General features: G+C 64.5%; 15 protein-coding genes and 1 pseudogene. 2 read left to right on the top strand and 14 right to left on the bottom strand.

What is annotated here, in order from left to right:
• Positions 1-25 precede the first annotated feature (25 nt).
• The gene (locus ACIBI6_RS27960) at positions 26-1033 is read left to right on the top strand and encodes an aldo/keto reductase (protein ID WP_364358099.1); all 1008 of its coding nucleotides are present in this window, start codon (positions 26-28) and stop codon (positions 1031-1033) included.
• A gap of 55 nt (positions 1034-1088) precedes the next feature.
• On the opposite strand, the gene ACIBI6_RS27955 is transcribed toward ACIBI6_RS27960, so the two are convergent.
• Together ACIBI6_RS27955 and ACIBI6_RS27950 are read right to left on the bottom strand one after the other, a co-directional pair.
• Positions 1089-1559 carry a PaaI family thioesterase gene (locus ACIBI6_RS27955; protein WP_396958324.1) on the bottom strand — a complete coding sequence of 157 codons (471 nt, stop codon included), beginning with the start codon at positions 1557-1559 and terminating at the stop codon, positions 1089-1091.
• Positions 1560-1629: 70 nt separating this feature from the next.
• Positions 1630-1950: a CD225/dispanin family protein gene (locus ACIBI6_RS27950; RefSeq protein ID WP_364358093.1), complete on the bottom strand. Its 321-nt coding sequence runs from the start codon at positions 1948-1950 to the stop codon at positions 1630-1632.
• 231 nt (positions 1951-2181) lie between these two features.
• Here ACIBI6_RS27950 and ACIBI6_RS27945 point away from each other — a divergent pair, with 231 nt between their 5' ends.
• A complete protein-coding gene (locus ACIBI6_RS27945; RefSeq protein WP_396958323.1) occupies positions 2182-2865 on the top strand; it encodes a hypothetical protein in 684 nt (227 codons plus the stop codon).
• 29 nt (positions 2866-2894) lie between these two features.
• Here the strand turns inward: ACIBI6_RS27945 and ACIBI6_RS27940 are convergent.
• From ACIBI6_RS27940 to ACIBI6_RS27885, 12 genes and pseudogenes are all read right to left on the bottom strand, one after another.
• Positions 2895-3182 (bottom strand): annotated as a pseudogene (locus ACIBI6_RS27940) (type II toxin-antitoxin system VapC family toxin); the annotation flags it as partial.
• Positions 3183-3297: 115 nt separating this feature from the next.
• A complete protein-coding gene (locus tag ACIBI6_RS27935) occupies positions 3298-3498 on the bottom strand; it encodes a hypothetical protein (protein WP_364358084.1) in 201 nt (66 codons plus the stop codon).
• A 68-nt stretch (positions 3499-3566) separates the two neighbouring features.
• Positions 3567-7520: a DNA-directed RNA polymerase subunit beta' gene (locus ACIBI6_RS27930; RefSeq protein ID WP_364358081.1), complete on the bottom strand. Its 3954-nt coding sequence runs from the start codon at positions 7518-7520 to the stop codon at positions 3567-3569.
• 106 nt (positions 7521-7626) lie between these two features.
• Positions 7627-11136 carry a DNA-directed RNA polymerase subunit beta gene (locus ACIBI6_RS27925; protein ID WP_396958322.1) on the bottom strand — a complete coding sequence of 1170 codons (3510 nt, stop codon included), beginning with the start codon at positions 11134-11136 and terminating at the stop codon, positions 7627-7629.
• 421 nt (positions 11137-11557) lie between these two features.
• Complete coding sequence (locus ACIBI6_RS27920; protein ID WP_396958321.1) at positions 11558-12268, bottom strand: hypothetical protein; 711 nt, start codon at positions 12266-12268, stop codon at positions 11558-11560.
• 11 nt (positions 12269-12279) lie between these two features.
• Positions 12280-12987 carry a hypothetical protein gene (locus ACIBI6_RS27915; RefSeq protein ID WP_396958320.1) on the bottom strand — a complete coding sequence of 236 codons (708 nt, stop codon included), beginning with the start codon at positions 12985-12987 and terminating at the stop codon, positions 12280-12282.
• A 121-nt stretch (positions 12988-13108) separates the two neighbouring features.
• Positions 13109-14350: an MCE family protein gene (locus ACIBI6_RS27910; protein WP_396958319.1), complete on the bottom strand. Its 1242-nt coding sequence runs from the start codon at positions 14348-14350 to the stop codon at positions 13109-13111.
• Positions 14347-15561 carry an MCE family protein gene (locus tag ACIBI6_RS27905; protein WP_364358556.1) on the bottom strand — a complete coding sequence of 405 codons (1215 nt, stop codon included), beginning with the start codon at positions 15559-15561 and terminating at the stop codon, positions 14347-14349. The genes ACIBI6_RS27910 and ACIBI6_RS27905 overlap by 4 nt, the downstream gene beginning before the upstream one ends.
• A gap of 170 nt (positions 15562-15731) precedes the next feature.
• On the bottom strand, positions 15732-17006 hold the full coding sequence (locus ACIBI6_RS27900; protein ID WP_364358559.1) for an MCE family protein: 1275 nt from the start codon (positions 17004-17006) through the stop codon (positions 15732-15734).
• Position 17007: 1 nt separating this feature from the next.
• Complete coding sequence (locus ACIBI6_RS27895) at positions 17008-18018, bottom strand: MCE family protein (RefSeq protein ID WP_364358562.1); 1011 nt, start codon at positions 18016-18018, stop codon at positions 17008-17010.
• Complete coding sequence (locus ACIBI6_RS27890; RefSeq protein ID WP_364358565.1) at positions 18018-19097, bottom strand: MCE family protein; 1080 nt, start codon at positions 19095-19097, stop codon at positions 18018-18020. Before ACIBI6_RS27890 ends, ACIBI6_RS27895 begins: the two co-directional genes overlap by 1 nt.
• On the bottom strand, positions 19094-20446 hold the full coding sequence (locus ACIBI6_RS27885) for an MCE family protein (RefSeq protein ID WP_396958318.1): 1353 nt from the start codon (positions 20444-20446) through the stop codon (positions 19094-19096). Before ACIBI6_RS27885 ends, ACIBI6_RS27890 begins: the two co-directional genes overlap by 4 nt.
• Between the last annotated feature and the right edge of the window lie 3 nt (positions 20447-20449).

Here is a 20449-nt window from a genome sequence, read left to right as displayed (position 1 = left end):
CGTGCACAGCGGCCAAGCTGGTCCTATGACGACATCGAAGCTCACCAGCAAGCTCGGCAATACCGGACCAGCGGTCAGCCGCATCGGACTCGGCGCCATGGGCATGTCCGGCATGTACGGGGCCGCCGACGACGCCGAATCGATTGCCACCATCCACGCCGCACTGGACTCCGGCGCCAACCTCATCGATACCGGCGACTTCTATGGCGCCGGTCACAATGAGATGCTGATCGGCAAGGCGATTGCCGAGCGTCCCCGCGAGGACATGGTGCTGAGCGTGAAGTTCGGCGCACTGCGCGGGCCGGGTGGCACGTGGGGCGGCACCGATAGTCGCCCCGTCGCGCTGCGCAACTTCCTCACCTACAGCCTGCAGCGCCTCGGCGTGGACTACATCGACGTCTACCGCCCCGCGCGCTTGGACCCGAATGTCGCGATCGAGGAGACGATCGGCGCCATGGCCGAACTCGTCGAGGCGGGTTATATCCGCCACATCGGCCTGTCCGAGGTCGGCGTCGAAACCATCCGTCGGGCCGCCGCCGTGCATCCGATCGCGGATCTGCAGATCGAATACTCGCTGATCTCCCGGAGTATCGAGGCCGAAATCCTGCCCACGGTAAGGGAACTCGGCATCGGCGTCACCGCCTACGGAGTGCTGTCACGTGGTCTGCTCAGCGATTCGGTTCGTCCGGGCGCGACCTTCGCGCCGACCGACTTCCGCGCGCACAGCCCGCGCTTCCAGGGTGAAAATCTCGACCAGAACCTGAAATTGGTCGACGCTCTCGCGAAAATCGCTGCGGAGAAGGATGTTTCGGTCGCGCAATTGGCCATTGCCTGGGTGCTGACCAGGGGCGCGGATATCGTGCCGATCCTCGGCGCACGCACTCGCCAGCGCTGGACGGAATCCCTTGGAGCCGTGGATATCCAGCTCAGCGCCGACGAACTGGCAACCATCGAAGCCGCAGTGCCGGCCGATCAGATCGCGGGCGAGCGTTATGCGGCCGCGCAGATGGCGCTGCTCGACAGCGAGCGCTGACGTGGTTTACGGGAGGGCGCGCGTTCGGGTCGCCCTCCCGACCCCGGGCAATCGGTCACTTCCGACGTGGCCGAATGACCGCCGTGAATGCCGATGCGGCAACAGGCTTGCCAGTGTTGTCAGTGATTTCCACTGGCACCTCGAGTTCGACATCGGCGCGCGCCGCGATATCGGCGCGCACTTGTTCCAAGGTTTCGGCGGTCAACTCGGAGGTCGCGAGGAATGGACCCGCCTCCCCCTTGGCCCGCGCGAGGTATTCGATCCGGCCGCCACGGGCGACGATGAACGTCTCACCCATGAGATCGACAATGCCCGAGATCGACGCACCCATCGCCGCGGTCTCGGCTAGCCCGAACAGCACCGCGGCATGCAGATCACCATTGTGGTTGAGATGTTCGGGCTTCGGCGCGATCGTCACAACATTGCGGCCCGAGCTGAACTCCACTCCTTCGATGCCGGTGAACTGGATAAATCCCAGCTTCTGAAATCCGGCCATCACCAGATCGCCCATAGCCGCGTCATCCATCGCATCTCCCACCGAACTGAAACGTGTTCTAATTTCATACCCCGGCAGGACAGCGGTTGTCCACCATGGATCAGTAGGAAGACGATCGGGTGAGCGTGACGGCCAGGTAGCCGACCGCGAGTACTACGCACACCACATTCGCGACCATGGCCCCGATCGCCCAGCCTCGCGCCTTCCTCGACGCGTCCGTCGCTCCCGCGACGTCGCCCGCGATCCACTTCGAGTGCACTTGCGCGCCGAAGACGATCGCGACCAGCCCGAGCGCCGTCCCCACCAGACAGGTCAGCGTGCCGATAATCGTCGCGACGAGCGCGAAGCCCAGATGCGCCGGTGGCTCGAACTGCGGCTGCGCTGGAGGATAGCCATAGCCGGGCTGTTGTCCGTACGTCATGGGTGTAGTCCCGTCTCGAGGTCGGCGGCCAGGCTCGGCATTTCGGGCCCTTCCAGCCTACGAATCTTTTCGCGCACTCGTGCAGACGGCGGATGATCGCGCGATCGGCTCCCCTTGGGCACAATTGACAACGGTGGCATATCTATCGCGATTGGATATTGCATGACGACGTTGGCGCGAAGAACTGAGGGAAAGCCGATGTGTCTGCGGCCGATCGGACGGTAGGGGCCGATGTACGACCCGACCGCCGATATCGACCGGATCATCGCGCAGCAGGTGGGTTGGTCCACGGCCGACGACCATCTGCTGTACACCTGTGGTGTCATCGACTTCCTACTGCACGACCGACTCTCCGAACTGCCGCCCCGGGCGACCATGGTCCGAACCGAACCCGCCGAAATCCCTCTGGCAGAGGGGCCTGCCGTCTGGTTTCAGTGGCGCGCGGTCGGGGACGGTACCTGGAATCACAACAGTGTGACCGCAGTCGGATCGTTATCCTTTGTGGCCGCCGCCCATCTCGGCAATGCTATGGCGAACCGCTCGCGCCGCCGCCAGGCCGAGGCCGGACTGCGCCCGCGCTGGGTAGCCGAACGCCCTGGGACAGTAATGGTTTCGGACCGACGGATGTACTGCTACAACGCGGATCATTCGTTCTCGGTGCACTGGGCCGGTCTGGAAGTGGTGGATATGCCCGGTCCCGACCGAATGGTCTGCCGCTATCCGGACCGAAACGGCAATCCACATCTACTGCAGGTCCAAAGCCCATGGGCCGTACTGATTTTCGCACTTGCGGCCCACACCCAGTTCCCGAGCCATCCCCTGTTGCAGTCAGGTAACTGGCTACCGGCTGGCTTCGAGGAGAAATGCCACATCGCAGGCAAAACCTGTCCCCGAGTGCGTCATCAGGATCGCTAGAAATCTGCCGGCTGACCGCCGGTCATCATCTACGGCAGAACATTGATGAAATCTAGTCCGGCGGTATTCACCGCACGAAAGTGGTTGTCCGCATTAGCGATTTCCCGTATTCCGAGTCGCTCGGCAACCGCAATCAGAGAAGCGTCCGCAGCGCCCAGTGGAAAGCTCGCGAACTGCTTCATCAGCTCGATAATCCGCAGCGTGTCCGCGGCATCGAACTCCTCACGGAAGACTCCGTCCCGCACGGCTTCCATGAACTGGATTTCGGCCTGTGCACTGGCGTACTTCTGCATCAAGTAGGTGACCTCAGCCACTACATACGGAGGACAACCAGCTCATCAGTCCGACCTACCAGGAGCGCACTCATCTCAGCGTGCCGTCTATCCCGCCGATTCATCACTGCGACCAGGACATTAGCATCGACGATCAGTTTCACTGGGCCTCAAAGAGTTCGGTATCCATCCGCTCACTAAGGTCTTCTGGGCCGTCGAAGGACGGCAGTGCGGCGAGCCGATCGCTTGCGCCACCCTCAACCAATCGCAGCAGCGCTTCACGCGCTGCGGGCGCAACCTCTGGTCGGAGTTGCTCGACGAGACGATGCAGTTCTGGGTAGTGGTCGTACGCCACGCTCACACTTTGACAATACCGTGAAACGAGAATCGCCCCGCTCCTGTTGGAGCGGGGCGATTGCCAATTACCGACTACCGGTAGTCGCTGAAACCGTAATCGTCGAGCGGGACCGCGGCACCGGTGGTGGCGCCGAAGCTGTCCGGCGAGTAGTAGGTGTCGTCGTAGGACGGCACCGCGTACGCCGCGGCACGAGCCTCTTCGGTCGGCTGGACCTGGATGTTGCGGTAGCGGTTGATACCGGTACCGGCCGGGATCAGCTTGCCGATGATCACGTTTTCCTTCAGACCGATGAGCTTGTCCGAGCGGCAGTTGATGGCCGCGTCGGTCAGGACTCGCGTGGTCTCCTGGAAGGATGCCGCCGACAGCCACGAATCGGTCGCGAGCGACGCCTTCGTGATACCCATCAGCACCGGGCGACCGGCCGCGGGCTCATTGCCCTCGGCGACGACGCGACGGTTGGAGGCCTCGAACTCGGAACGCTCGGTGAGCGAACCGGGCAGGAACTCCGTGGCACCGGAATCGATGATCGTCACGCGACGCAGCATCTGGCGCACGATGACCTCGATGTGCTTGTCGTGGATCGACACACCCTGCGAGCGGTAGACCTCTTGGACCTCGTGGACCAGATGGATCTGCACCTGACGGGGGCCCATCACACGCAGCACCTCGTGCGGATCCGCCGCGCCTTCCAGCAGCTGCTGGCCGACCTCGACGTGGTCACCGTCGGAGAGCAGACGCTCGGTGCCGTCGTCGTGCTTGAACACACGCAGACGCTGACGCTTCGAGAGCTTGTCGTAGACAACCTCTTCGCCACCGTCATCCGGGATGATGGTGATCTTGTAGAAGCGATCGTCGTCCTCGAGCCGCACCCGACCCGAGACCTCAGCGATCGGCGCCTTGCCCTTGGGCACACGAGCCTCGAAGAGCTCCTGCACACGGGGCAGACCGCCGGTGATGTCGTCACCCGCGACACCACCCTGGTGGAAGGTACGCATGGTCAGCTGGGTACCGGGCTCACCGATGGACTGCGCGGCGACGATACCGACGGCCTCACCGATGTCGACCAGCTTGCCGGTCGCCATGGAGCGGCCGTAGCAGGTCGCGCACACGCCGGTGCCGGTGGTACAGGTCAGCACGGAGCGGACCTTCACCTCGGTGATACCGGCGTCGAGCAGCGCCTCGATGGCCGGGTCGCCGAGGTCGGCGCCCTTCGCCACGACAACGTTGCCCTTGGTGTCCACCGCGTCCGAGGCGAGCGTCCGGGCGTACGCGGAGGTCTCCACGTGCGCGTCCCGGATGAGCGAGCCGTCGGGCTGCCTCTCGGCGATCGGCACCACGATGCCGCGCTCGGTGGCGCAGTCGTGCTCGCGCACGATGACATCCTGCGAGACGTCCACCAGACGACGGGTCAGGTAACCCGAGTCCGCGGTACGAAGCGCGGTGTCGGCCAGACCCTTACGAGCACCGTGGGTGTTGATGAAGTACTCCAGCACCGTCAGGCCCTCACGGAAGGAGGACTTGATCGGCCGCGGGATGAACTCACCCTTCGGGTTGGTAACCAGGCCCTTCATACCGGCGAGGGTACGAGTCTGGGTGAAGTTACCGGTCGCGCCCGAGTCGACGATCGTGATGATCGGGTTGTCGGCCGGGTAGTGCGCACGCAGCGCCTTACCGACCTCTTCGGTCGCTTCCTGCCAGATCTTGACCAGGGCGTTGTTGCGCTCCTGGTGGTCGAGAGCACCACGCTGGTACTTCTTCTCGATCTGATCGGACTGCGCCTCGTAGCGCTCCATGATCTCGGTCTTCTCCGGCGGAACGAGCACGTCCGACATCGAGACCGTCACGCCGGAACGGGTGGCCCAGTAGAAGCCCGCGTCCTTGAGCTTGTCGACGGTCTGCGCGACCACGATCATCGGGTAGCGCTCGGCCAGATCGTTGATGATCGTTGCCTGACGCTTCTTCGGCATCTGCTCGTTGATGAACGCGTAGTCCGCCGGGAGCAGCTCGTTGAACAGCACGCGACCAAGGGTGGTCTCGGCGATCCACGCGTCGCCGCGGTTCCAGCCATCCGGGAACAGCTCCGCCTCGACAGCCTTCGGCGGGCGCTGGTCGGTGAGGCGCACCTTGATCAGCGAACGCACGGTGAGCTCACCGCGGTCCACCGCCATCTGCGCCTCGGCGGGCGAGGAGTACACGCCCTGCTCCGGTGCATCCTTGGTGGCCGCCTGGTACTCGCCCTTCGCGCCCTCTTCCAGGCGGGTCAGGTAGTACAGACCGGTCACCATGTCCAGACGCGGCATGGCCAGCGGGCGACCCGAGGCAGGCGAGAGGATGTTGTTCGAGGACAGCATCAGGATGCGGGCCTCGGCCTGCGCCTCCGCGGACAGCGGCAGGTGCACGGCCATCTGGTCACCGTCGAAGTCGGCGTTGAACGCCTCACAGACCAGCGGGTGCAGCTGGATGGCCTTACCTTCCACCAGCTGCGGCTCGAAGGCCTGGATGCCGAGGCGGTGCAGGGTGGGCGCACGGTTCAGCAGCACCGGGTGTTCGGCGATGACCTCTTCGAGGACATCCCACACCTGGGGACGCTGCCGCTCCACCATCCGCTTGGCGGACTTGATGTTCTGCGCATGGTTCAGATCGACCAGACGCTTCATCACGAACGGCTTGAACAGCTCCAGCGCCATCAGCTTGGGCAGACCGCACTGGTGCAGCTTCAGCTGCGGACCGACCACGATGACCGAACGGCCCGAGTAGTCGACGCGCTTACCGAGCAGGTTCTGACGGAAACGACCCTGCTTACCCTTGAGCAGATCGCTCAGCGACTTCAGCGGGCGGTTACCCGGTCCGGTGACCGGGCGGCCGCGGCGGCCGTTGTCGAAGAGTGCGTCCACGGACTCCTGCAGCATCCGCTTCTCGTTGTTGACGATGATCTCGGGCGCGCCCAGATCGATCAGTCGCTTGAGGCGGTTGTTGCGGTTGATCACGCGGCGGTACAGGTCGTTCAGGTCGGAGGTGGCGAAGCGGCCACCGTCGAGCTGAACCATCGGGCGCAGCTCCGGCGGGATCACCGGAACGGCGTCGAGCACCATGCCCATGGGCGAGTTGCCGTTGGCCTGGAAGGCCGCGACGACCTTGAGCCGCTTGAGCGCGCGCAGCTTCTTCTGGCCCTTACCGCTGCGGATGGTCTCGCGCAGCGATTCGGCCTCGGCGTCGATGTCGAAGTTCTCCATCAGCTTCTGGATGGACTCCGCACCCATGGCGCCGGTGAAGTACTCGCCGTAGCGGTCGATCAGCTCGCGGTAGAGCACCTCATCGACGATGAGCTGCTTGACCGACAGCTTGGTGAAGGTGCTCCAGATCTCGTCGAGCCGGTCCAGCTCGCGCTGGGCACGGTCGCGCAGCTGACGCATTTCGCGCTCGCCGCCGTCCTTGACCTTGCGGCGGACATCGGATTTGGCACCCTCGGCCTCGAGCTCGGCCAGGTCGGCCTCGAGCTTCTGGGCGCGGGCCTCGAGATCGGCGTCGCGCTGATCGGCGACCGCCTTCTTCTCGACCTCCATCTCGGCCTCGAGCGTGGAGAGCTCGTTGTGACGCAGCTCCTCGTCGACGCCGACAATGACGTAGGCGGCGAAGTAGATGATCTTTTCCAGATCCTTCGGCGCCAGGTCGAGCAGGTACCCGAGGCGCGAAGGCACGCCCTTGAAGTACCAGATGTGGGTAACCGGAGCGGCCAGCTCGATGTGGCCCATCCGCTCACGGCGCACCTTGGCGCGAGTCACCTCGACGCCACAGCGCTCACAGATGATGCCCTTGAAGCGGACGCGCTTGTACTTACCGCAGTAGCACTCCCAGTCCCGGGTGGGACCGAAGATCTTCTCGCAGAACAGGCCGTCCTTCTCCGGCTTGAGCGTGCGGTAGTTGATGGTCTCCGGCTTTTTCACCTCGCCGAAGGACCACTGGCGGATGTCTTCGGCGGTGGCCAGACCGATCCGGAGTTCATCGAAGAAGTTGACGTCTAGCACGTAACTTCCTTTCCCCTATTCGGGTCGAATTCGAGCAAAAAGTTCACTAGTTGGTCGAGCGCGGAGGCCGGATGTCGTCGGCGTGCACGCCATCCGGCCCTACCGCCTAGTTCGCCAGATCGTCGACGGTGGCGGCTTCGTTCCTGGACAGATTGATGCCCAGGTTCGCGGCCGCGCGCTCCAGATCCTCATCATCGCCGTCGCGCATCTCGATCGCCGCGCCGTCCGAAGACAGCACCTCGACGTTGAGGCACAGCGACTGGAGCTCCTTGAGGAGCACCTTGAACGACTCCGGAATGCCCGGCTCCGGAATGTTCTCGCCCTTGACGATCGCCTCGTACACCTTCACGCGACCGACCACGTCGTCGGACTTGATGGTCAGCAGCTCCTGCAGCGTGTAGGCGGCGCCGTAGGCCTGCATGGCCCAGCACTCCATCTCACCGAAGCGCTGACCACCGAACTGCGCCTTACCACCGAGCGGCTGCTGGGTGATCATCGAGTACGGACCGGTCGAACGGGCGTGGATCTTGTCGTCGACCAGGTGGTGCAGCTTCAGGATGTACATGTAGCCGACGGCCACCGGGTACGGGAAGGGCTCACCGGAACGTCCGTCGAACAGCGTCGCCTTGCCGTTGTCGTCGACCATGCGCTCACCGTCGCGGTTCGGCAGGGTCGAGGCGAGCAGGCCGGTCAGCTCCTCTTCACGAGCGCCGTCGAACACCGGGGTGGCGATGTTGGACTCGGCCGGAGCCGCCAGCATCTCCTCCGGCAGTGCCTTGGCCCAGTCCGGACGGGAACCACCGTCCGCACCCGCGCCGACATCCCAGCCAGCCTTGCCGATCCACCCGAGGTGGGTCTCCAAGATCTGGCCGATGTTCATACGACGCGGCACACCGTGGGTGTTCAGGATGATGTCCACCGGGGTGCCATCGGGCATGAACGGCATGTCCTCGGTCGCGAGGATCTTGCCGATGACACCCTTGTTGCCGTGGCGACCGGCCAGCTTGTCGCCGTCCTGGATCTTGCGCTTCTGCGCCACGTACACCCGGACCAGCTCGTTGACGCCCGGAGGCAGATCGTCGTCGTCCTCGCGCGAGAACACGCGGATGCCGATGACCTTGCCGGACTCACCGTGTGGCACCTTCAGCGAGGTGTCGCGCACTTCGCGCGCCTTCTCACCGAAGATCGCGCGCAGCAGCCGCTCCTCCGGGGTCAGCTCGGTCTCACCCTTCGGGGTGACCTTGCCGACCAGGATGTCGCCGTCGCGCACCTCGGCGCCGATGCGTACGATGCCGCGCTCGTCCAGGTCCGCGAGGACCTCGTCGGAGACGTTCGGGATGTCCCGGGTGATCTCCTCGGCACCGAGCTTGGTGTCGCGGGCGTCGATTTCGTGCTCCTCGATGTGGATCGAGGTGAGCACGTCCTCTTCCACGAGGCGCTGCGACAGGATGATCGCGTCCTCGTAGTTGTGGCCCTCCCACGGCATGATCGCCACGAGCAGGTTCTTGCCGAGCGCCATCTCACCGTTCTCGGTGCAGGGACCATCGGCGAGCACCTGACCGGTCTCGACGCGCTGGCCCTCGTCCACGATCGGCCGCTGGTTCGCGCAGGTGCCCTGGTTCGAGCGGGCGAACTTGCGCATCCGGTAGCTCTTGCGGGTGCCGTCGTCGGCCATCACGGTGACGTAATCGGCCGAAACCTCTTCCACCACACCGGACTTCTCGTTCACCACGACGTCACCGGCGTCGACCGCGGCGCGCAGCTCCATACCGGTACCCACGATCGGGGATTCGGAACGGATCAGCGGCACGGCCTGACGCTGCATGTTCGCACCCATGAGGGCACGGTTGGCGTCGTCGTGCTCGAGGAACGGAATCATCGCGGTCGCGACCGAAACCATCTGACGCGGCGAAACATCCATGTAGTCGACCTCGGAGGCGGGGACGAGTTCGTTCTCGTCATTGCCCCGGCGGCAGAGCACACGCTCGTCGAGGAAGCGGCCGTCGACGTCGACCGGCGAGTTGGCCTGCGCACGGACGTGGCGGTCCTCTTCGTCGGCGGTGAGGTACTTGACCTCATCGGTGACCACGCCGTCGACCACCTTGCGGTACGGCGTCTCGATGAAGCCGAACGGGTTGACCCGCGCGTACACCGACAGCGAACCGATCAGGCCGATGTTCGGGCCTTCCGGGGTCTCGATCGGGCACATGCGGCCGTAGTGCGAGGTGTGCACGTCGCGGACTTCCAGACCCGCGCGCTCACGGGACAGACCACCCGGGCCCAGCGCCGAGAGGCGACGCTTGTGGGTCAGACCCGACAGCGGGTTGTTCTGGTCCATGAACTGCGACAGCTGCGAGGTTCCGAAGAACTCCTTGATCGCGGCCACGACGGGACGGATGTTGATCAGGGTCTGCGGCGTGATGGCCTCGACGTCCTGGGTGGTCATCCGCTCGCGGACCACGCGCTCCATGCGGGAAAGGCCGACCCGGATCTGGTTCTGGATCAGCTCGCCGACGGTGCGCAGACGACGGTTGCCGAAGTGGTCGATGTCGTCGACCTCGACCGGCACCTCTTCGCCGCCCGGCGCGGTCATCGCCCGATCACCGGAGTGCAGACGCACCAGGTACTCGATCGTGGTGACGATGTCTTCCTTGGTGAGCACCGATGCGGTGATCGGCTCGCCGAGGTGGATGCCGAGCTTCTTGTTGATCTTGTAGCGACCGACGCGCGCCAGGTCGTAGCGCTTCTCCTTGAAGAACAGGTTCTCCAGCAGGGTCTGCGCGGACTCCTTGGTCGGCGGCTCGCCCGGACGCAGCTTGCGGTAGATGTCCAGCAGCGCCTCGTCCTGACCGGCGGTGTTGTCCTTCTCCAGGGTCGACATCATGATCTCGGAGAAGCCGAAACGCTCGACGATCTCCTCGTTCGTCCAACCCAGCGCCTTGAGCAGCACGGTGACCGGCTGCCGGCGCTTACGGTCGATACGCACGCCAACGGTGTCGCGCTTATCGATATCGAACTCCAGCCAAGCGCCACGGGACGGAATCACCCGCACACTGTGCAGATCCTTCTCCGTGGCCTTGTCGACGCTGTGATCGAAATACACACCCGGCGAACGCACCAGCTGCGAAACGACGACGCGCTCGGTGCCGTTGATGATGAACGTGCCCTTATCGGTCATCATCGGGAAATCACCCATGAAGACCGTCTGGCTCTTGATCTCACCGGTGTTGTTGTTGATGAACTCTGCGGTCACGAACAACGGCGCCGCGTAGGTCATGTCCTTGTCTTTGCACTCGTCGATGGAGGCCTTGACCTCCTCGAAACGAGGATCAGAGAAAGAAAGCGACATCGACCCGGAGAAGTCCTCGATCGGCGAAAGCTCCTCGAGCACCTCCTCCAGACCGCCCGTTAGTCCGCCGTCGCCGCGAGCCGCGGCTTTTTCACGCCACGAGGGCGAGCCGATCAACCATGCAAATGAGTCGGTCTGTAGATCGAGAAGTCCGGGCACCTCCAAGGGTTCACGGATCTTCGCGAAAGACACCCGCAACGGGGCTCCGGGGATTCCGGCAACTGCCTTGGTCTGGGTGGAGACTGCCAAGATGCGTCCTTCCAGCACCTCACGCGCGTCGCGTGGTGGTCCGCGACCGTCGCTTGTCTGCTACGAATTCCGCTGGATACAACCCGAACGAAACCCGAACAGGCAACAACGGAAGTAACACCGGAAGGTGGAACTTACGTGTGCAAATCGAGGTATGGACAGGAGGCAGCCAGCGCAACGTCCAACCGTACACCAATACGCAAGGTGGTGTCAAAGTACCACCCGAACCATCCGCCGCGTGGCGGCACGCCGTGACCGTTATGACCGCGTGCCATGCCCGAATCGCTGGCTGCGTCGGGTAGCCACGGGGCTCTTGAAGCCACTGTGACAGCTGCCGCTGTTGTGAATAGCGTGACGTGTCCGGCGAAACTCGTCAAGTGGCGGGCCCGACGCCATGATCGGCCAGATCCCCTGCCCCGCTGGGCTTATGCCGCCGAAATCACTGATCGACGATGGCCGCGGCCAGCCACTTGCCGTCCACCTTCTGCATTTTCAGCACGATCGGTCCGGACGCGCTCTGCTGGGCGACCCCGTTCTTGTTCGCGCTGACCACGAAGTTCACCAACAGCTCGGCCCGATCCTCGGTGAGCAAGGTCACCCCGATCGGGTCGGCGAGGGCATCGGCGCTGGTCTGCGCCTGTTTCAGGGCGGCGAGATTGGTATCGGCGTACTTGTCGAAATCGGCCAGCATCTGCCCGGTGACAACCCCGTGCACGGCATCCTTGTAGCCGTCGAGCTTGTTCACGTCGTAGGCGTAGATGGTCTTCAAAGCGTGCGAGGCGGCCGCGGTCACCTCTTCGGTGGCCTTGCTGTCCACATAGGCCGCATTGGAATCGTCGATGCCGGGACGGAAGGCCGCGACCGTGGCGAATGCGCCGAGCAGCACGGCGGCAACGAGCAGGCCCGCGACCACGCCCCACCCCGCGCCCGGACGCAGCCGCTGCGACCACGGCCGCGACGGTTCGGCTGGCTGCGCAGCCGGACCGACCGATTCCGCGGTACCGGCGACCTTCGCCCGCCGCTTCGTGCTCGCTTCCTCGGCCGCGCGGGTGCTGCGGCGCACGGTGGCGGACCCGGCATTCGCCGCGGTGCGGCCGACGGTGGGACGGTTGCGGGGAGTGACCCGATTGACTGGTCGACGAGATGCCATGACGGGTTCTCCTACGATCCGGGCTTGGGCGTAGCGCCCCCGGATGGCGTCGCACCGGGCTGCCCGGCAGTCGGCTGATTCAGGGGGATGGGTTGACTCAATGGACTCGCCTTCTCGGCCTTCCACACCTCACCCTGCTTGACCACATCAAGGGTCCAGGTCTGGCGGTAGGAGTACGGCGCGACATCCGGGGCAGTCCGGGTGGTCTGCAGCACGATGAGCGCGGAGGCGTGGTCGCGCTCGGAATTCAGCGCGGTCAGCGAGGAGCCGATGACCTTGGACTCCAGCCTGGTCTTGGCCTGCTTGGCCTGCTCACGGAACTGATCCTGGGTTTTGGTGGCATCGTCGAGCAGCGATCCGGTCATCGACGACTGGATCAGCTTGATCGAACCGTCGACATCATTGGGATCCAGCGACATCAGATTGATCGCGGCCTGCCTGGCATCGGCGAGCGCCGTATCACGCGCCTCGACGCGCGGACCGTCGGTGAAGAACGCCGCGCGCACCCAGCCGGTGCCGAACCAGACCGCGGCGATCAACGCGACGACCAGCGCGGCCGCGGCGACCATGGTGACCGCGAGTCGTCCGCGGGGGGCGTCCGCGGACGCCACCGTCGGGCGCACGGGATCCGATGCCGTCGCGTCATGCGCCGCGGCATCAGCTTCCGTGGAATCGGAGTCGGTCACCGCCGGCGTTTCCTTGGATATGTCGATGCTCACGACCGTACCCCGCTAGCGCTCGGCACGGTCGTGCCCATCATGGGCGCAGTATTCTTGGTTCGCTCGCTCACGGCCAGACACCCTAACTATTGTTACTGCGGCGTAGCCGCGTAGGTCCTGTTCACCGCTTGGGCGTGACCCCCAACAGGGTGGCCATCTGCACGGCGATCGGGTTCAGATTCAGCTTCTCGGGATCGGTCTTGGGGTTGGCATCCCAGGGCTGCACAATGCTCGGATCCGCCAGCTCGGCGCGCATTCCGCCGCGCACCGCGGTCGGATTACCGAACGGCACAGTGCATTTCGCGTCCTTGTTGAACGGGAATTCGTCGCGGGTGTCGTCGAAGTCCGGATTCTCCCGCTTCATCTGGTCCAGGATGGCCTTGGTGCCCTCGTAGCCCTGGGTGCAGGCGGGCGGGTTGTTCGCCTCGACCACCAGACCGAAATGGCTGGTCCCGTCGCCCGGTGCGGTAGACGACGCGCCGATGGACAGCTGCGGCAGCATCTGCAGCAGCGGGCGCAGCGCGTAGAACTTCGGCGAGATGGACAGCAGCAGCTGACGCAGGTTGGTCAGATCCTCGGTGAGGGCGCCGCCGCTCTCGTTCAGCAGCGCGGTGATCTGCTCGCCCGCATCGGTGCCGGTGCCGATTAGGCGCCGGATGTCCGGATCGCTGGAGCGCAGCTGGGCGGTGAGTTCATCGAGGCCCTGGCTGAACTGCCGAATGTAGCCCGACTGCTCGGCCTGGGTGCCCAGCGCGATCCGGCCGTCGCGGATCAGCTGGATCGTCTGCGGCAGGCTGTCGTTGAACGTCGCGGTGAATTTGTTCAGCGAATCGATGAAGACCTTCAGGTCGTCGCCCTTGCCGTCGAAGGCCTTGCCGAGTTCGGTGACGGTGGTGTTGAGCGCGGTGAGATCGACCGAGCGGGTGAAGGTGTCCACACTCTGCACCAGCTGCTCGACCGAAATCGGTGTCGTCGCCGAGGCGATGACCGAACCGTCGCGCAAATACGGGCCGTGATCGGCATCGGGCTGCAGATCGACGTACTGCTCACCGATGGCCGAGCGGTTTGCGATCACCGCGCGAGCCGACTCCGGAACCTTCGGCGCACTCGAATCGAGCACAAGGTCGATAGCCACACCCGAATCGGTCAGTTCGAGATCGCCGACCCGACCGACCGGGACGCCGCGGTAGGTCACCTCGGCGCCCTTGTAGATACCGCCGGTCTGCTTGGCGTCGACCTTCACCCTGTACTCACCGATGCCGAGCATGTGCTCGAGCCGAACGTATTTGGCGCCGACGTAAACCACGCCGAGCACCGCGATCAGGGCGAATGCGACCAGCTGGTAGCGCACCAGACGGGTCATCGCTGACCACCTCCGATCTGGTCGAGAATCGCCCCGAGCGGATCGGTCGGCAGCTGCGGCAGGCCGGCCGGGAAGCGAGGAATATTGGGCGGCAGCGGCAGCAGCGATACCGTCGGCCAACCCGGGCGCGGACCGTTGCCGCCGTAGTACGGGTTGGTCGGATTCACCGGCACCTCAGGGCCGTAGGGCGGTGGGATATAGACCGGATCACCCTTGCCGACACCGAGATTGCTGAGTGTGACACCGATCTGCTGATCGACCGAGAGCCAGGTGTTCACCTGGCCGCCGAAGGTGCCCTCCAGCGTCGAGTCCGGGAACGGATAGGTCGGCACCAGCGGCAGCGCGGTCACCAGATCCGGTGCGGCCTTGCCGAGTTCCTGCAGTGTCGGACGCAGCGAGGTCAGATCCTTGATCAGATCTTCCTTCGAGTGGTTCAACACGTCGAAACCGGCCTGACCCACCCGATCCAGCTGCTGCAGCAGCGAAATCAGTTGTGGCCGTTGCTCGTTCAGGATCTTGATGCCCTGCGGCAGCTCATCGATGATCCGGCTGATCTGATCGGTCTGGGTGCTCACCCGACCGCTCAGCGTGGCCAGTCCGTCGATGGCCCTGGTGATGTCGTCGACCTGCTCGTTCAGCCCGCCGATCAGGGTATTGGCCTGATCCAGCAGCGAACGCACCCGCTGTTCGCGGCCGCCGAGGGTCTTGTTCAGCTCCGTGACGATCGGCTGCAACTGCGCGACGCCACCACCGTTGAGCAGCAACGACAGCGCACCGAGCACCTGCTCGACCTCGGTCGCGTGCCGAGTGTGATCGGCCGGGATGACCGCGCCATTGGCGAGCTTTTTGCTATCGGGTTCCTCGGCGGGCTTGGAAAGTTCGATGAACTTCTCGCCGAGCAGATTCGACTGCCGCACCTCGGCCCGCGCATTGGCGGGCAGATCGACCGAGGAGTTCACCACCGCGCGCACGCTGGCGGTCCAGCCGTCCGGTGCCAGCGCGATCTTCTCGACGCGGCCGACCGCCACGCCCTCGACCTTGATCGCGGACTGCGGCACCAGATCGAGCACATCGTCGAACCGGATATCGATGGTCATCGGATGGTTGCCGACATCGGCGCCACCGGGCAGCGGCACCGCGTAGATACCCTCGGACGAGCATGAGGTCACCAGGACCGTGCTCATGCCGACCACCAGCACGGCGCTGACCATTTCGACCGACCTGCGAGCAGTCGCTACGCTGATCCTTTCGAGCGACCTGCGAGCAGTCGCTACGCTGATCCTTTCGAGCGACCTGCGAGCAGTCGCTACGCTGATCCTTTCGAGCGACCTGCGAGCAGTCGCTACGGCGAGAGTACGTGCCGCGGAACGAATTCGCGCGTTCATCGCTGGCCACCTCCCTGCGAGGGCGGAAGTTGATCGGACGGGGTGCCGGGAACCGTGCCCGGCACCGGGTCACGCTGCTGGTTGTCATTGCTGAGGATGCCGAACGGCAGGATCAGCGTCGGCGTCTTCACACCGGCGGTGATCTGGTCGGTGATCTCCTTGCAGTGCTCCAGAATCGGGCGCATCTGCTTGCCGAGCGCCTCGAACTTCGGATCGCCCGGCATCAACTTGCTCAGATCCAGCATCTTGCACACCGCGCCGAACGGATCCTGCAGATCGGTGAAGTTGGCGCGCATATCGAGGGTGCCGGATTCGGCATTGTGGATATTGATCAGGTTGCTCAGCGCCAGCGGCAGCACCGGTAGTGTCGCGGCCAGGTCGTCGCGCTGCTTGGCCAGCGTGGCGGTGAGCGTGGTCAGGCCCTGGGCATTCTGCTGGATCAGATCCCGGTTCTCGTCGATGAATCGGGCGACATCGCCGAGTGCGACCGAAAGCAGGTTCAGTGCCGCACCGAGATCCTGGCGCTCCCCGGCGAGGAAGGTCGACAGATCCGCGAGCTGGGCATTGAATTGCCGCACCTGCTGGTCGTTCTGGGCCAGCATGGTGACGAAGGTCTGCAGATTCTTGACGGTGTCGAAGATATCGCCGCGGGCATCGCCCAGGTACCGCGCTGCGCGCGAGAGCTGAGTGATGCTGTTGGCCAACGCCTCTCCATTGCCCGCCAGATTCGCCGCCGAGGTGCGCACCAATTGGTTCACCGCCCCCTGGGCGTTGGCGCCGTTGGGGCCCAATGCATCCGAGAGTTCCGTGATGCTCTTGTACAGCTGGTCGACCTCGATCGGAGTGACCGTGCGATCGCGCGGAATGGTCGCCGTGCGAGCCATTTTCGGTCCGCTGGTGTAGGCCGGGGTCAGCTGGATGTAGCGGTCGGACACGATCGACGGCGTGATCTGCGCGGCCTTGGCCTCGGCGGGCACGTCGAAGCTGCGATCGACGCTCATCACCACCTTGACCTGCTCGCCTTGCGGTTCAACCGAATCCACCTTGCCCACCGGCACACCCAGGATGCGCACATCCGAACCCTCGTAGATGCCGACGGAGCGGTCGAAGTACGCGGTGATCTTGGTCGTGGTCATCCGGTCGAAAAGCCACCAGAGCGCACCGGCCAGTACCAGCGCCGCGATCACGCCGATCGCGATGGTCGCCTTGGTGCCGCGACGCGAGGTGCGCAGCGCGGTGAGCGGCTCCTTACGAGGCCAGTTCACCCCCATGTCAGTTACCTCCCATGGTGCGCACCGGCGGACGGTCGCCCGGAATCTCCGGCAGACCGGGCGGGAGCAGATTCACGATCACCGCGTCGAACCAGCGTCCGGTACCGAGCACATTGGCGTAGAGGCCGTAGAACGGCGCCGCGAGTTCCAGCGTCTTGGAAATGTTCTGCTGGTTCTCGTTCAGCAGATTGATGGAGGCCTCGAGGTTGGTCAACGCCGTACCCATCTGCTTCTCGTTATCGGCGACCAACGCGCTCAGCTCGGCCGACACCGTCTTGGCTCCGGTCAGCAGCTGTGCGATGGACTGCTGACGAATGTTCAACTCGGCCAACAACTGTCCGCCGTTGGCCAGCAGGCGCTCGAACTGCTGATTGCGGTCGGCGAGCACACCGGTGGTCTGCCTGGTCGCCGCGAACAGCTTCTTCAGTTCCTCATCGCGCTTGCCGAGGGTTTCCGAGAGCCTGGCGACACCGTCGATTGAGCTGCGGATCTCCGGCGGTGTGGTCTCGAACGCCTCCGAGAGCACCCGCATGCTGGTGGCCAGCTGCGCGGTGTCGATCTGGTCGATGTTCTTGGCCGCATCGCTGAACGCGTCCACCACGTCGTACGGGGACACCGTGCGCGACAACGGGATCACCTTGCTCGGATCGGCGGGCTCGGAACCCTTCGGATCCAATGCCAGATACTTCTGTCCGAGGACGGTCTTGATCTGGATGGAGGCGGTGGTCTCGTTGCCGATCCAGGCGTCCTGGGTGCGGAAGTCGACGAGCACCTTATTGCCGTCGAGCCGAACATCCGATACCGCACCGACCTTCACACCGGCGATGCGGACCTCATTGCCCTTCTTGATGCCCGCGGCCTCGGAGAACTGCGCGGTGTACTTGGTGCCCGCGCCGATGATCGGCAACCTGTCCAGGAAGAACGCGGAGACCGCCACGAGCAGCACCATCGCAACGCCGAGCACACCCATGAACGCGGGGCTGCGCTTGCCGAGCAGGATCCGGTCGTCCATCAGTGACCACCCTTCCCCTGGCAGCGCGGTGCGGCATTGGTGTAGAGCGGCTGGTTGACCGTCGGCAGCCCGGCCGGGAGGTTGAGCTGCGGCGCATCAACCGCGCCCGGTCCGACCACGATGTCGATACCGCACAGATAGAACTGGAACCAGGAGCCGTAACTGCCGACTCGGCCGAGCTTTTCCATCTTGATCGGCAAATTCGTCAGCGACGTATTCACTTCGTCCTTGCGCTCGTCGATGGTGCCGGTGAGCTGGCTGAGCCCGGCGATCGAACCCTGCAGCGTCGGGCGGGTCGGCACCAGCAGATCCGCGGTGGCCGAGGCCAGATTGCCGAGCGAGGTGACCGAGCTGCCGATGGTGTCGCGTTCGGCGGCCAATCCGCTGACCAGCGCCTCGGTATTGACGATCAGCTGATCGAACTGACCTTCGCGCTCGTTGACCGCATTGAGTACGGCCGTCAGGTTCCGCACCAGATCACCGATGACCGCATCCTTGTCGGCGATCTTGTTCGTCAGGTTCGCGGTGGTCGCCACCAGATCGTGGATGGTGCCCTGCTCACCCTGGAAGACCTGGATGATCTCGTAGGACAGCTTGTTCACGTCATCGGCGGTCAGCGTCTGGAACAGCGGCCGGAAACCGTTGAACAGGGTGGTCAGGTTCAGCGCGGGCCTGGTGTGCTCGAGCCCGATGGTCGCGCCTTTATTGAGTTTGCGGCCCTGCTCCCCCGTGCCCTGCTCGAGCGCGATATAGCGCTGGCCGACCAGGTTGCGGTACTTGATGGTCGCCGTCGTCGAGGCGGGCAGCCAATCGCGGTCGGTCAGTTCGAATCCGACCTCGGCTTGGCGCTTGTCCACGATCTTGACGCTGGTGACCTTGCCGACCCGGACACCGGCGATGCGCACCTCGTCACCGGCATTGAGCGAGGTGACATCGGTGAAGCGCGCCCTGAAGGCGGTGCCGCCGCCGGTGTAGTTGGCGATCGAGAGCCCGAGGATCGTCGTCGCCAACAGCGTGACGACGACGAAGATGACGAGCTTGGTCAGCGGCCCGCCGAGGCCGCGCAACGTTTCCTTCATCGCACGCTCACCTCGCTGCCACGGAATGCGGGTGCACCGATCCGGGTGACCCAGCTGGGCACCTGGTCGGGCGAAACACCGTTCGCCGCGCCGTAGATCGCGCCGAGGGTCTGCTGTTCGGCCGGTGAACCGACCGTGCTCGGCACATTCGCCGCGGGGTACATGCCGAACTGCGGCGCCGACAACTTGCCGCTGTCCTGGTCACCCGGATTGCGGCTCGGCACCGCATAGGAACCGTCGTTGCTCGGTCCGCCGGTGTACTGGCCGGGATCGGTGAAGACCGGGTACTCCGGCACGCACCAAGGTCCGCGGGTGTCCAGCCAACGCGGCTCGTCCTGGTTGGGCAGATACTTGCCGCGGGTGTTGGTCAGCTCGATGGTGACTCGCGAGCCTGGACGCGCGGTGCCCATGCCCATGAGCTGGTCGATGCGCGGCTTCATCTTGGCGAAGTTCGCCAATGCGCAGGTGTAGGTCGGCGAGTAGGTCGCCAGCTGTTCCAGCGCGGGCCGCGAATCGGCGGCCACATCGATGATGTTGTCGCGGTTGGCGATCAGGAAGTCCGCGGTGGTGGCCGCGGTCGGATTCAGCGTGGCCAGCAGGGTGTCGATCTGCGGGCGGCGCTGCACGATGGTCGCGTTGGTGGTGCGCAGGTTGTTGAAAGCGTCGACCAACTGCGGCAGCGCGTCGGAGTAGGTGGCGGCCACATCGGCGAAGCTCACCAGATCCTGCTTCAGATCCGGCATGACCCCGTTGACCTCACGGAAGATGTGATCCAACTTCTCCACCGACTCACCGAGCGCCAGGCCCTGCCCCGACAGCGCTTGGGACAGTGCGCCGAGCGTCGAGGCGAGATCCTGCGGCGGAATCGCCTGCAGCAGCGGCAGCACATCGTCGAGCAGCTTGCTGATCTCGATGGCATTGCCGCTGGTGTCCTGATGCAGGGTCACGCCCTCGGTCAGGTGCTGCTTGCTCGGCTCGTCCGGGATGACCAGATCCACATACCGCTCGCCGAACAGCGTCTTCGGCAGCAGCCGGGCCGTCGCGTTGACCGGAATCTGCTCTGCCTTACCCGGAACGATCGCGAGGTCGAGGGTCACCTTGCCGCCCTCGGACCGGCTGGATCTGACCTCGCCGACATTGACGCCGCGCACCTTCACATCGGCATTGCGGGTCAACGCATTTCCCACGCTGTCGGTGATCAATTGGACCCGAACGGTGTCGACGAACGCCTTGTTGTAGATCGCGACCGTAGTGACCAGGAATAGTGCGCAGACCACGAAGAATGCGATACCGAGCAACCGGACGCGCAATTTCTCCGTCGCGCGCCACATCTGCACGTTATTACTCATGAC

Source organism: Nocardia sp. NPDC050412 (genome assembly GCF_044458825.1).
Taxonomy (GTDB): domain Bacteria; phylum Actinomycetota; class Actinomycetes; order Mycobacteriales; family Mycobacteriaceae; genus Nocardia.
Note: the sequence above shows the minus strand (reverse complement) of the source record. Positions and strands in the feature narration are given on the sequence as shown.

Coding starts and splice junctions, on each gene's coding strand:
- ACIBI6_RS27960 (WP_364358099.1), top strand. CDS start 26: ATGACGACATCGAAGCTCACCAGCAAGCTCGGCAATACCGGACCAGCG.
- ACIBI6_RS27955 (WP_396958324.1), bottom strand. CDS start 1,559: ATGGATGACGCGGCTATGGGCGATCTGGTGATGGCCGGATTTCAGAAG.
- ACIBI6_RS27950 (WP_364358093.1), bottom strand. CDS start 1,950: ATGACGTACGGACAACAGCCCGGCTATGGCTATCCTCCAGCGCAGCCG.
- ACIBI6_RS27945 (WP_396958323.1), top strand. CDS start 2,182: ATGTACGACCCGACCGCCGATATCGACCGGATCATCGCGCAGCAGGTG.
- ACIBI6_RS27920 (WP_396958321.1), bottom strand. CDS start 12,268: ATGGCATCTCGTCGACCAGTCAATCGGGTCACTCCCCGCAACCGTCCC.
- ACIBI6_RS27910 (WP_396958319.1), bottom strand. CDS start 14,350: ATGACCCGTCTGGTGCGCTACCAGCTGGTCGCATTCGCCCTGATCGCG.
- ACIBI6_RS27905 (WP_364358556.1), bottom strand. CDS start 15,561: ATGGTCAGCGCCGTGCTGGTGGTCGGCATGAGCACGGTCCTGGTGACC.
- ACIBI6_RS27900 (WP_364358559.1), bottom strand. CDS start 17,006: ATGGGGGTGAACTGGCCTCGTAAGGAGCCGCTCACCGCGCTGCGCACC.
- ACIBI6_RS27895 (WP_364358562.1), bottom strand. CDS start 18,018: ATGGACGACCGGATCCTGCTCGGCAAGCGCAGCCCCGCGTTCATGGGT.
- ACIBI6_RS27890 (WP_364358565.1), bottom strand. CDS start 19,097: ATGAAGGAAACGTTGCGCGGCCTCGGCGGGCCGCTGACCAAGCTCGTC.
- ACIBI6_RS27885 (WP_396958318.1), bottom strand. CDS start 20,446: ATGAGTAATAACGTGCAGATGTGGCGCGCGACGGAGAAATTGCGCGTC.